The sequence below is a fragment of the Methylocystis sp. genome (genome assembly GCF_050246715.1).
Lineage (GTDB): Bacteria > Pseudomonadota > Alphaproteobacteria > Rhizobiales > Beijerinckiaceae > Methylocystis.
On record NZ_JBFWVN010000002.1, the window covers coordinates 105,955 to 118,004 of the forward strand.

Sequence of the window (12,050 nt, forward strand, 5' to 3'; positions counted from 1 at the left end):
TTCGGGTCACCCAAGCCGCGCCGCGAGCTTGCTCCATAGAGCGTTCTCGGCCCGAAAGACATAATCGAGCCCGGCGCTGGCGACGCTTGTGGCGCCTCGCGCGATCAGCCAGTCGGCGAGCGCAGCGACCTTGCTCGCCGGGCAGCGGAAGCTTGCCGAGCAATTGTCCTTGTCGCGGAGTTCCGCACCGAAGTTCGCTTCAGCCTCGCGCAGAATTTGTTCGCTCACATCGGGCAGAGCAGCGCGCATCTCGCGGGTCGTGCGCGCTTCCTCTTCCGCGGCGATGCGCGAAAGAATGATGCGCGCCGCTTCGCGCGCGGTTTGGCTCCAGGGCGCGGTCAGCGACGCGACGAGATTGGCCTGCGAGCGCAAAATCACGCCGTCCTCAACCACCTTCAGCGCATTGGCCGCGAGCGTCGCGCCGGTCGTCGTGATGTCGACGATGAGATCGGCGGAGCCGGCCGCGGGCGCGCCCTCGGTCGCGCCGGAGCTCTCGACGATGCGATAGTCTGAAACGCCGTGCGCGGCGAAGAAGCGCCGCGTCGTATTCACATATTTCGTCGCGACGCGCAGCCCGCGGCCGTGACGCGCGCGAAATCCGTCGGCGATATCGGCGAGATCGCTCATGTAGCGCACGTCGATCCAGGCCTGCGGCACGGCGACGATGACATTCGCCGCGCCGAAACCGAGCGGCGCGAGAAGCTCCACCCTCTTTTCGGCGTCGGCGATCTCTTCGCGCACCAGATCTTCGCCGGTGACGCCAAGATGCGCTTCGCCAGCGGCGAGTCGGCGCGTGATCTCGGAAGCGGAGAGATAGGCGACTTCCGCGCCTTCGACTCCGGCGACGGCGCCACGATAGTCGCGCGCGCCGCGTCCCTGGGTCAGCTCCAGGCCGGCGCGCGCGAAGAAGGCGGCGGCGTTCTCCTGCAGCCGGCCTTTCGAAGGGGAGGCGATGATGAGTTTTTGCATCACGCCTCTCCCGCGCTGGGCGTCAGACGGTCGATCCAGATGGCGGCGCCGACCGCCGGTATGTCCGACGCCGCGCCCAGAGTCTTGAACAGCCGGTCGTAGCGTCCGCCGCCGATCACCGGCTCGCCGCCGCCATTATGGCGCGCCTCGAAGACGAAGCCGGTGTAATAGTCGAGATGGCGCGCGAAGCTTGCCGAGAAGCGCATGTCTTCGACGGCGAGGCCGCGCGCGGCGATGGCGCGGACGCGGGCGTCGAAAGCGTCGAGCGCGGCTGAAAGATCGAGCCGCGCGTCGGCCGCGAGACGGCACATGGCGGCGGCGGCGGAGTCGGGCGCGCCTTCGATGGCGAAGAACGCTTCCGCCAGCGCGCGCGTTTCGTCCGACACGGCGGCTCCGTCGGCGAGCGTCGCCTGGTCGAGGAAGCGTTCGGCAATTTCGGCGGCGCTGCGCCCGCCGACCGCGGTAATGCCGGCGATCGAGAGCAAATCCTCGACCAGCCGGCGCGCATCGGCCGGATCGACCTTGGTCAGCGCCGCCAAGACGCCGGTCTGTTCCGACCCGCCGTTGCGCCTTGGCGAGGCGAAAATATCGGCGATCCTTTGGCCCCGCGCATGGCCGGCGGCAAGCCGCCGGCGCCAGATCGGCGGCATGTCGAGCCTTTCGAGAAAGGCGGCGACGAGCCCTGCGTCGCCCATGCGAATTTTAAGCGCCGTCGCGCCCGCAGCGGCGGCGGCGTCGAGCGCGGCGACAAGGATTTCCGCGTCGGCCGCCTCTCGATCCTCTCGACCGAAGCTCTCGAGGCCGGCCTGAAGAAATTCGCCGTCGCCGGTCGCGCCATGCTCAGGCGCGCGGAAGACCGAGCCGCCATAGGCATAGGCCGCCGGCTGGCCCGCCTCGGCCGAGGCGAGATATTCGAGGCAGACCGGAATCGTATATTCGGGGCGCAGGCAGAATTCCGCGCCGGAGCCGTCGCTCGTCAGATAGAGCCGGCCGCGAAAATCCTCGCCGGAGCGATCGAGAAAGACATGCGCCGGTTGCAGGAGACGCGGCTCACAGCGCGCGAAGCCTTCCCGCGCGAAATGCGCAAGGATGGCTGCAAGGCGTGACGCTTGGCGTTCTGCGGAAGCGGCGGCGGCGAAGTTCAAGCGCAAATCCTCTCAAAATTCGCGCTCTCTTTAGCAAGCGCGAGGGGTGGGCGCACCCAGTTTTGGGGACGAGAGTGAATGACGGCTGCGAGGAGCAGCCGCGGCGTCTTGCATCCCCCGCCCGCCTCTGCCACATAGGGGCCGGGAGGTTGGCGCTGGACGCTTCACTCGCCAACCGGGTCAGGTCCGGAAGGAAGCAGCCCTAACGAGCTTGGGCGGGTCTCCGTTCAGCCTCCCACCCTTGCTAACGCTCGCCTTAATGGCGCTGTTTCGCGCGCCGGATCGAGGCATTTCGACGGGCGCAGCTCCTGACACTGTGCTACAAGCGTCCGAAATCCTTGGTCGTCATTGCGAGCAAAGCGAAGCAATACGGTGCCGCCGCGCTGTATTTGGATTGCTTCGTCGCTCCGCTCCTCGTAGTGACGCTTTGCCGAGCTTATGGCGTCGATGAACGACACGCTTTTCACTGACGATCAGGCGCCGCCCTCGGCCTATCGCGTGTTGGCGCGCAAATACCGACCGACCACCTTCGCGGACCTCATCGGCCAGGAGCCGATGGTGCGCACGCTCGAAAACGCCTTCGACCTCAATCGAATTCATCAGGCCTATCTGCTCACCGGCGTGCGCGGCGTCGGCAAGACGACGACCGCGCGCATCCTTGCGCGCGCCTTCAACTATGAACTTCCGGCGCGCGACGGCAAGCCGGCGATCAATCAGCCGACGATCCATATGGAGGAGCTTGGCGTTCACTGTCAGGCGATCATCGATTCGCGCCATGTCGACGTGCTCGAAATGGACGCCGCCTCGCACACGGGCATCGACGACATCCGCGAGATCATCGACAACGCCCGTTATCGCCCGGTGATGGCGCGCACCAAGGTCTACATCATCGACGAAGTCCATATGCTCTCAAAAGCCGCCTTCAACGGTCTGCTGAAGACGCTTGAAGAGCCGCCGGAGCATGTGAAGTTCATCTTCGCGACGACTGAGATCGACAAGGTGCCGGTGACGGTGCGCTCGCGCTGCCAGCGCTTCGATCTACGCCGCATCGACGCCGGCCTGCTCGCCGACCATTTGCTGAACGTTTGCAAGGCTGAGGGCGTCGCCATTGAGCCGGACGCGCTCGCCATGATCGCCCGAGCGGCCGAAGGCTCGGCGCGCGACGCGCTGTCCTTGCTGGACCAGGCGATCGCTTATGGCGCGGCGCATTCCGCGGGCGGCGCGATCGCCGCCGAGGATCTGCGGCTGATGCTTGGCGTCGCCGACAAGGCGCGGGTCATCGATCTTTTCGAAGCGGCGATGTCGGGCGACGTCGCCGCGGCGATCGGCGTTCTCGAAGATCAGTATAATGGCGGCGCCGATCCGGCGCAGGTGCTGCTCGAACTCGCTGAATTCACCCATCTCGCGACACGATTGAAGCTTGCGCCCGAGGCCGCTCATTCGGCGGCGCTGACGCCTGAAGAAAAACGCCGCGGCGAAGACGCAGCGAAGCGCCTTTCCGTACCGACGCTGACCCGCGCCTGGCAAATCTTGATGAAAGGCGTCGAGGAACTGCGCGGTTCGCAGCGGCCGCTGGCGGCGGCCGACATGGTGCTGGTGCGGCTCGCTTACGCCGCCGACATGCCGACGCCGGCCGAGGCGTTGCGCCGCCTCGGCTTTGGCGAGGCCGCAGCGGGGGCCGGCTCCGAGCCGCCCCCGGCGCGAAGCGCGACGACCGACGTGGCGCCCACGCGCGGCCCGCGACTGGTCGCGGCGGCGCGTCCCGCAGCGTCTCAGCCCTCAGCCGCGGCGGCCGCAAGAACCGCGATCGAGAGCTTCGACGCGCTTGTGGCGCTCGCGGCGGAGAAGCGGGACATGCGTCTCAAGATCGCGCTCGAATCCGAGGTGCGGCTTGTTCGCTTCGAAGCCGGTTTGATCGAATTCGAACTCGCGCCCGGCGGCGCGCGCGATTTGGCGGCTGCCTTGATGCAGAAGCTTCAGGCCTGGACCGGCGAGCGCTGGATGGCGTCGATCGTCGCCGCGGGCGGCGCGCCGTCCCTCAAGGAACAGCGCGAAGCGGAGGAGCGCAGGCGCCGCTCCTCTCTGGAATCCGACCCGCTGGTCGCGAGCGTGCTCGCGCGTTTCCCAGGCGCGCAGATCGTCGCCGTGCGGGGCAGGGACGAGGGCGCGGCGGCCGCCGAAACGCTTTATGATGGCGCGTCGCCAATCGAGGAAGACGACGGAGAAGCGCAATGATGGACTTCATGGGCCTGATGAAGCAGGCGCAGCAGATGCAGGCCAAGATGGCCGAGGCGCAATTGGAGCTCGAACAGACCGTTGTCGAAGGCGAGGCGGCCGGTGGGATGGTGAAAGTCGCGCTGACCGCCAAGGGTTCGATGCGGAGCGTCTCCATCGATCCAAGCCTGTTGAAGCCGGATGAAAAGGAAATTCTCGAGGATCTGATCCTCACCGCGCATATGCAGGCGCGGGCCAAGGCCGACGAAGCGATGGCGGAGAAGATGAAGGCGCTGACCGGCGGTCTGCCGCTGCCGCCCGGGCTGAAGCTGCCGTTTTGAGATCGCTGCTTTGAACACGAAACATTGGGGTGGCGCGCGTACACCCTCTCCCTGTGGGAGAGGGTGGCTGCGAAGCAGCCGGGTGAGGGGTATCCCTTTCACACGGTTTGCACTTGCCGCAATTGAAAGGCCGTCGCCCCTCACCCCGGTCCTTCGGACCGACCCTCTCCCTATGGGAGAGGGTTACGCGCGCTGAGACCATGGCCGAACGCGTCGCCGGCCCCGAAATCGAAAAGCTCGCGCAGCTCCTGGCGAAGCTGCCGGGACTCGGTCCGCGTTCGGCGCGGCGCGCGGTCCTGCATCTCATCCGCAAGCGCGAAGAACTGCTCGCGCCGCTCGCCGAGGCGATGCGCGTCGCGCATGAGCGCATCGTCGCCTGCTCGGTCTGCGGCAATATCGATACGAGCGATCCCTGCACGATCTGTCGCGACGCGCGCCGCGACGCATCGATCATCGTCGTCGTCGAGACGGTCGCCGATCTCTGGGCGCTGGAGCGGGCAGGGCTGCTCAACGCGCGCTATCACGTGCTCGGCGGCGTGCTGTCGCCGCTCGATGGCGTTGGGCCGGACGATCTTACGATCGCGAGCCTCGTTACGCGCGTGCGCGCCGAGGAGACCAGCGAAGTCGTGCTTGCGGTCAACGCCACCGTCGACGGACAGACGACCGCCCATTACATCGCCGACATGCTGTCGCCGTCAGGCGTGAAGGTGACGCGGCTCGCCCATGGCGTGCCGGTCGGCGGCGAACTCGACTATCTCGACGAAGGAACGCTGGCGGCGGCGCTGGAGCGGCGGACGGCGTTTTAGCGAAATGACATTGTGCGTCATTCCCGGCAAGCCGAAGGCCTGACCGGGAATCCAGGGCCAATCCGAGAGCGCTGGTTTTGCTCTGGATTCCCGATCGCGCGCGTTGCGCGCGTCGGGAATGACAACCGAGCCGTTTAGACGGATGTCGTATTACTTCGTCGCCGTCGTCTTTGACGCGATGATCTTGTCCCAGTCCTCGAGGCCGATTTCGCCGCCGTATTTGTCGCCGTTGACAAAGAAGGTCGGCGTGGAATTGACGCCGAATTTCTCGGCCGCGCGATTGCGCACCTTGTTCACATTCTCGTAGAGGGCTTGGTCTTTCAACACCGCTTCGAATTTTTCCTGGCCGAGGCCGGTCTGTTTCAAAACATTGGCCAGCCCGTCGAGCGGCTTGTCTGCGAAGGCCCAGTTTTTCTGCTGCGAGAAGAGGAGATCGACAGCCGCGTCGCGCTTGTCGCCAAGTTCGCGCGCCAGCATGAAAGCGGCCGTCGCCAGCGGATCGAGCGGGAACTCGCGCAGGATAAATTTCACCTTGCCCGAATCGATGTATTTCTTTTTCAGCTCAGGAAAGACGTCGTGATGAAACGCCGCGCAATGGCTGCAGGTCATCGACGCATATTCGACGATCGTCACCGGCGCGTTCGCCGAGCCTTCGACAATGTCCGGGAGCGCATTCGGCTCCATCAGCTCCTCGACCGAAACCTTGCCCGAAGGCGATTTGTCGGCGTAAGCCGGCGCGGCGGCGCAGATCGCCCAGGCGGCGGCGACAAGAAAACGACGACGGGGCATAAAAGCAAAGGGCATGAGCGGTCCACAGCTGTTGCGATGCGAAAGAGACCATAATCTCTTCGGCAAATGTGGCAATTCAAATTTGAAAGGCGCTTGGAACGGCAGCCGGCGTTATAATCCGTGTCTTGGTTGAATGAACCAGTAGGCCACGCCAATAAAGGCGAGAACGACGCCGAACCAGAAAACGACGTCGCCGATCTGCAGGTCCCTCATCGCGTAGCTGAAAACGCTGACCGCCAGGCCGCCGATCGCTATCCAGAGAGGACGTTGGCCGCGTTCATTCTTTCGCGGCCGCTTCTTTGATGGCCCGGACAAGCGCCTCTCCCTGACGTTTCCCCTGCCGTTCCGACCGTCTTCTCATTATTGGATTTGCGAGCGGCGACGGCGCGTTTGCGCCTAGACTTTCCGATCGCGCGCCCGCAGTCAAGAATTGCGAATGAAAAACAGCCGCTCGAAGCGGCTGTTTTTCGCGAATTCCTCTGCTGAATTCCTCGCGCCGACGTTAGCGCGAATAGAATTCGATGACGAGGTTCGGCTCCATCTGCACCGGATAGGGCACTTCCGTCGCATGCGGCACGCGGATGAGCTTCGCGGTCATCTTGGAGTGGTCGACGTCGTAATATTCGGGCGCGTCGCGCTCGGCGAGCTGCACCGCCTCGAGAACGGTTACGGCCTGTTTCGAGGCTTCCTTCACCTCGATCACGTCTCCGACCTTCACCTGATAAGACGGAATATTGACGCGCTTGCCATTGACGCGGATGTGCCCGTGATTGACGAACTGGCGCGCGGCGAAAACCGTCGGAACGAATTTCGCGCGATAGACGATGGCGTCGAGACGCCGCTCCAACAGGCCGATCAGATTGTCGCCGGAGTCGCCCTTCATCCGGATCGCTTCCGCGTAATATTTGCGGAACTGCTTTTCCGAAATGTTGCCGTAATAGCCCTTGAGCTTCTGCTTGGCCTTGAGCTGCGTGCCGTAATCCGAGAGCTTGCCCTTGCGCCGCTGGCCGTGCTGTCCCGGGCCATATTCGCGGCGGTTCACTGGGCTCTTCGGCCGGCCCCAGATATTCTGGCCCAGGCGGCGATCAAGCTTGTATTTGGCTTCTGCGCGTTTGGTCACTTTGACTCTTGTCCTCTCATCGATCGCGTTTCGCGAGAGGGCGACAAGACCAAAATCGCCCGAAGCCTTGCGCTTGGGGCGTTGTCTCGACCCGCGTCTCTCGCCGCCCCGGCGCCGCCGGGGCCTTAAGAACGCGCCCTCCTCTGCCGTCGATCCGGCCGACAGGCGTTTGCATCGAAACGCCACGGGTGCTTGCCTGGCGCGAACGGGCCGCGTCAGGCTGGTGGGGAGCTAAAGGAAAGCGCTCCCCGCGTCAAGGTCTCCTAAAGTCCAGATCCCTTCGAAACGGCCGAACTCACGGCCAAGGGAACGGAAAACCCTCGTCGTAAGGGACGATCATGTCGGCGTTGTAGGGTGGGCGCTGAGGAAGCGTTTCCTGCATATACCAGCTACGCTGGGCGCGCTCGATCGGATCGTGATTGAGGTAGGTCTGCTGGACCATGTAGCGATTGGTGCTGCCGACTGGAACCTGAGTTCCGGGATCGAGCCAGCTGCGGCGCTGAATGTCGATCGGGCCTCGGCCGTTATAAACGTCGCCTGAGGAAACGCGATAGCGCGACTTGGCGAGCGCGTCGCCCGCCGCCAACAACACGAGGCAGGCGAGTCCCGCCGACAACATTTTATTCTTGCGCATCACGATCCCCTTTGGACTGAACGCTAGGCTTCATCATAGCGGATCGTTTCGCAAAAGCGAATTGGCGCGGCCATTTCCGGCGAGCAAATTCGTCGTCAGGGTGAATGCGTCGGCGGGAGGCGCTAGATCACGCTGCATTTGGACGGAATCTCCCAAATGCAGAAGAATTGATCGATCTCGAAAGTTTGGAGCGCGTTTTATGCGGAAAAGCCGGGTTCCACCTTTTCGCGAGCCGCGCTCTAGCGCATGGGCTGCGCGGGCTGACGCGTCGTCTTCGCATGCGAGCGGCGGGCGGCGTTCTTGCGACCCGGAATTGTCGCGGTCAGATCGTCGCGCGAGATATTGTCGCAAACCGCGGAACGGGACGCCGCCGCCTGCGTGAAGAATGCATTCAATTCAGGCCGATCCGGACTCGCAGTATAATCGATGCGGTCGAGCAGGCAGCCGAGCGCGACGCGGTCAATCGGCTTCGCCGCCTGGCCGCAGGCAAGGCCCGCGATTTCGATCGCAAGCTTTTTATCGATGAAGCGCGTCGCGAGACAGTTGCGCTCGCTTGCGCCGACGCCATCAGATGCAGGCTGGGACAATCGTATTTCCGCCGTCTCGAACGCGCCGAATTTGGCGATGAGTTCGCCTGGCTGACTGATTTTCTCGACATTCAGTCCCGCCTGTGCGGCATGTCGAGTCATGTCGAGGAAGAAATCGGCCGTCTTTTCCTTCTCGGCGATTTCCTGATGAATGTCGACGCGCATGAATGGCGCGCCCATAGCGAACTGCCCGAGGGAAATCGTGTCGATGCGGCCTGAGCCGTTCTCTCCATCGCGCGCGGCGATGGTCTTTTTCTCCCGTCTGAATTCGGGCGCCGATATGTCGAATACGCTGAAGGGCTTGGCCATCAGCGCGGACGCTTCGACGGCTTCAATGGAGATTTTGGTGGAAATCTTGCGCGGCGGCGCGATGGCGGCGCGCGGCGCGGGCTTTGCCGCGCCTTTCGGTTCGGCAATTTTGGGCTCGCGGGGAAAAATGATGAGGGCGGCGAGAAGAATGAGCGTCGCGCCGCCGCCCATTCCGATCGCCGCGCGCGCGCCGGCCGGCCGGGCGCGCAGCGGGCGCGCATAATGCCTGTCGTTCGGGTCGAATTCGGCAACGCTCATGGGACGCGACTCCGGCGGCCTGTAACGCCGCGCAAGAAAAACGCGTCGAGCTTGCATCGCCGCTTCGAAAATTACGGTTAACGGCCTCGGATGAATCGAGCTTTTGGTGAACGAAAGATTGACGCGGCGAAGCCGCAAGGTCCGCCGCGCCGCTTGCGACAGATCCATCCGCGCGCTTACGCCACCCCGCATAGCCGCGCAATGCGACCCTCATTCGCCGGGGCAGGGCGGACGCCCAAACAAAAACCCGCGCCTTTCGGTGCGGGCTTGAATGTCGCGTCCAAGGAAACTTACTCCTCGGACTTCTTGCCCTTCTTTGGCGTCTCCTCGCGGGCTTTCAGCGCCGCGCCGAGAATATCGCCCAGTGACGCGCCCGAGTCGGCGGAGCCATATTGGGCGATCGCCTCTTTTTCCTCGGCGACTTCCAGCGCCTTGATCGAGACCGAGACCTTGCGCGCCTTGCGGTCGAAAAGCGTGACGCGGGCGTCGACCTTCTCGCCGACGGCGAAGCGTTCGGGCCGCTGGTCGGCGCGGTCGCGGGCGAGTTCGCTGCGCTTGATGAAGGCGGTGAGATCGGTGCCGGTGATTTTTACGTCGATGCCGGAATCTTTCACCTCGGTCACTTCGCAGGTGACGACGACGCCCTTCTTGAGTTCGCCGCCTTCTTCGGCGCTCACCGAAGCGAAAGGATCGCCCGCCAACTGCTTGACGCCCAGCGAGATGCGCTCCTTCTCGACGTCGACGTCGAGGACCTGGGCGTTGATCATGTCGCCCTTCTTAAAATCCTCGATCACCTGCTCGCCGGGACGGTTCCAGTCGAGGTCCGAGAGATGGACCATGCCGTCGACATCGCCGTCGAGGCCGATGAAGAGACCGAATTCGGTCTTGTTTTTCACCTCGCCGGAGACAGTCGAGCCGACCGGATGTTTCTCGGCGAAGGCTTCCCACGGATTCTGCAGGCACTGCTTGAGGCCCAGCGAAATGCGGCGTTTGACCGGATCGACTTCGAGCACCTGAACGTCGACTTCCTGGCTCGTCGAGACGATCTTGCCGGGATGGACGTTCTTCTTCGTCCAGCTCATTTCGGAGACGTGGACGAGGCCCTCGATGCCGGGCTCCAGTTCGACGAAAGCGCCATAGTCGGTGATGTTGGTCACGCGGCCATGGAATCTGGCGCCGATCGGATATTTCGCCTCGATGCCCTGCCAGGGGTCTTCGAGGAGTTGCTTCATGCCGAGCGAGATGCGGTGCGTCTCGTGATTGATCTTGATGATCTTCACCTTGACGGTCTGGCCGATGGTCAGCACCTCGGACGGGTGGTTGACGCGCCGCCAGGCGATGTCGGTGACATGCAGCAGGCCGTCGATGCCGCCAAGATCGACGAAGGCGCCGTAGTCGGTGATGTTCTTCACGACGCCGTCGATCACCTGTCCCTCTTCGAGGTTGGCGACGATCTCATGGCGCTGCTCGGCGCGGCTCTCCTCGAGCACGGTGCGGCGCGACACGACGATATTGCCGCGACGGCGATCCATCTTCAGGATATGGAACGGCTGCGGCACATTCATCAGCGGGCCGACGTCGCGGATCGGCCGGATGTCGACCTGGCTGCGCGGCAGGAACGCCACTGCGCCGTCGAGATCGACGGTAAAGCCGCCCTTGACCTGATTGAAGATGACGCCGTCGACCTTTTCATTGGTCTCGAAGGCCTTTTCGAGCTTCACCCAGCTCTCTTCGCGGCGCGCCTTGTCGCGCGAGATGACGGCTTCGCCGAGCGCGTTCTCGACGCGCTCCAAATAGACTTCGACCTCTTCGCCGACCTGCGGGGCAGGGTCGCGCCCATAGCCGGTGAATTCCTTGATCGGGACGCGGCCTTCGGTCTTGAGGCCGATGTCGATGACGGCGACATCCTTTTCGATGGCGACGACCCGGCCCTTGATGACGGAGCCTTCGAAGGCTTCGTTCTGGCCGTAGCTTTCATCGAGGAGGGCGGCGAAATCTTCGCGCGTGGGGGCGCGATCGGTAGTAGCGGACATTTGTTCTCCTGAAGGCCCCGGAAAGGGCGGCGCCGGCGAAGTGTTAGCGTTGCGGGTCGGTCATCGACGATCGGACGTCCTCCGCGGCTGAAACGCGAGGGAAGACGAAAAGTTCGCTAAACGAACTGGCCGGCGCGGCCCGAGGTCGAAAACCAAAACGAATGCGCCGGATTGGTCTCCGGCGCGGGCGTTATCTATCAGCGACGCGCCGCCGCCGCAAGCGCTTCAAGTAGAAAGCGTTTCGGAGGGCGCAGCGGCAAAACCATGATATTGCAACGCAATATACCACTAATATACTGATTTAATATATTAAACATAAAATGAACGCGCGTTGCATTGTCGAATTTATTGCTAGCGGAATCGAAGTTGCATGCATAGTGTGCATGGCCAAGCTTGGATGCGCGGCCCGGATTCGCACTGATCCGCGGGCGCGAAATTGCGCAAACAGGAAGGAGCGCGCTGGAATCCCGCTAGCGCGCTGGTTCCTCCCGCCTGCCAGGGCCGAGATTAAGCCCGCGAGCGCTAAGTAGAAGCTGGCATACGCCGCGCCAGCGGCGAGCATCGACTTCCCCTCACAGCGAGGGGGATGTAAAGAGGAGAGAGAAATGAAACCCAATATTATTTCAGGATCGGCGCTTGCGGCCGCCGCCGTCGCCTTGGCCTTAAGCGGCGCGTCAGTCGCGCCCGCTCATGCGCATGGCGCCAAGGCGGTCCACGCCAAGACCCATTGCGGCGGCAAGTCGAGCTGCCGCGGCATGGCCAAATGCCATCACAAGGCCAAGTGTCACCATCATAAGGGGCACTGCAATATGAAGAGCCGCTGCCACACCAAGAAATAGTCGTCA

At 63.5% G+C, this 12,050-nt stretch carries 12 protein-coding genes and 1 other RNA gene; 5 read left to right on the forward strand and 8 right to left on the reverse strand.

The genetic code is table 11. From position 1 onward, the window contains the following. Nucleotides 1-6: 6 nt before the first annotated feature. Nucleotides 7-969, reverse strand: coding sequence for an ATP phosphoribosyltransferase (hisG, locus tag AB7I51_RS01790; protein ID WP_428402743.1), 963 nt, complete (start codon nt 967-969; stop codon nt 7-9). Then, nucleotides 969-2,114 carry an ATP phosphoribosyltransferase regulatory subunit gene (locus AB7I51_RS01795; protein ID WP_428402742.1) on the reverse strand — a complete coding sequence of 382 codons (1,146 nt, stop codon included), beginning with the start codon at nt 2,112-2,114 and terminating at the stop codon, nt 969-971. Before AB7I51_RS01795 ends, hisG begins: the two co-directional genes overlap by 1 nt. Before the next feature lie 143 nt (nt 2,115-2,257). Here AB7I51_RS01795 and ffs point away from each other — a divergent pair. From ffs to recR, 4 genes are all read left to right on the forward strand, one after another. After that, nucleotides 2,258-2,354, forward strand: an RNA gene (gene ffs, locus AB7I51_RS01800) — signal recognition particle sRNA small type. A gap of 207 nt (nt 2,355-2,561) precedes the next feature. Beyond that, nucleotides 2,562-4,349, forward strand: a complete 1,788-nt coding sequence (locus AB7I51_RS01805; RefSeq protein WP_428402741.1) for a DNA polymerase III subunit gamma/tau — start codon at nt 2,562-2,564, stop codon at nt 4,347-4,349. Beyond that, the gene (locus tag AB7I51_RS01810; RefSeq protein WP_428402740.1) at nt 4,346-4,669 is read left to right on the forward strand and encodes a YbaB/EbfC family nucleoid-associated protein; all 324 of its coding nucleotides are present in this window, start codon (nt 4,346-4,348) and stop codon (nt 4,667-4,669) included. The genes AB7I51_RS01805 and AB7I51_RS01810 overlap by 4 nt, the downstream gene beginning before the upstream one ends. Before the next feature lie 200 nt (nt 4,670-4,869). Further along, nucleotides 4,870-5,475 carry a recombination mediator RecR gene (gene recR / locus AB7I51_RS01815; RefSeq protein WP_428404628.1) on the forward strand — a complete coding sequence of 202 codons (606 nt, stop codon included), beginning with the start codon at nt 4,870-4,872 and terminating at the stop codon, nt 5,473-5,475. 150 nt (nt 5,476-5,625) lie between these two features. Here recR and AB7I51_RS01820 read toward each other — a convergent pair whose 3' ends face one another. From AB7I51_RS01820 to rpsA, 6 genes are all read right to left on the reverse strand, one after another. Beyond that, nucleotides 5,626-6,279 (reverse strand): DsbA family protein, encoded by a 654-nt coding sequence (locus AB7I51_RS01820; protein ID WP_428404627.1) that lies wholly within the window; start codon nt 6,277-6,279, stop codon nt 5,626-5,628. A gap of 96 nt (nt 6,280-6,375) precedes the next feature. Further along, the gene (locus AB7I51_RS01825; RefSeq protein ID WP_428406099.1) at nt 6,376-6,579 is read right to left on the reverse strand and encodes a hypothetical protein; all 204 of its coding nucleotides are present in this window, start codon (nt 6,577-6,579) and stop codon (nt 6,376-6,378) included. Between the two features lie 187 nt (nt 6,580-6,766). Beyond that, on the reverse strand, nt 6,767-7,384 hold the full coding sequence (gene rpsD, locus AB7I51_RS01830; RefSeq protein WP_409978877.1) for a 30S ribosomal protein S4: 618 nt from the start codon (nt 7,382-7,384) through the stop codon (nt 6,767-6,769). 295 nt (nt 7,385-7,679) lie between these two features. Further along, a complete protein-coding gene (locus AB7I51_RS01835; RefSeq protein ID WP_428404626.1) occupies nt 7,680-8,018 on the reverse strand; it encodes a hypothetical protein in 339 nt (112 codons plus the stop codon). Nucleotides 8,019-8,257: 239 nt separating this feature from the next. Then, the gene (locus AB7I51_RS01840; RefSeq protein WP_428404625.1) at nt 8,258-9,172 is read right to left on the reverse strand and encodes a hypothetical protein; all 915 of its coding nucleotides are present in this window, start codon (nt 9,170-9,172) and stop codon (nt 8,258-8,260) included. 290 nt (nt 9,173-9,462) lie between these two features. Beyond that, nucleotides 9,463-11,205, reverse strand: coding sequence for a 30S ribosomal protein S1 (gene rpsA, locus AB7I51_RS01845; protein ID WP_428404624.1), 1,743 nt, complete (start codon nt 11,203-11,205; stop codon nt 9,463-9,465). A 605-nt stretch (nt 11,206-11,810) separates the two neighbouring features. Between rpsA and AB7I51_RS01850 the strand changes: the two genes are divergently transcribed. Then, nucleotides 11,811-12,044 (forward strand): hypothetical protein, encoded by a 234-nt coding sequence (locus AB7I51_RS01850; RefSeq protein ID WP_428404623.1) that lies wholly within the window; start codon nt 11,811-11,813, stop codon nt 12,042-12,044. The last annotated feature ends 6 nt before the right edge of the window (nt 12,045-12,050 follow it).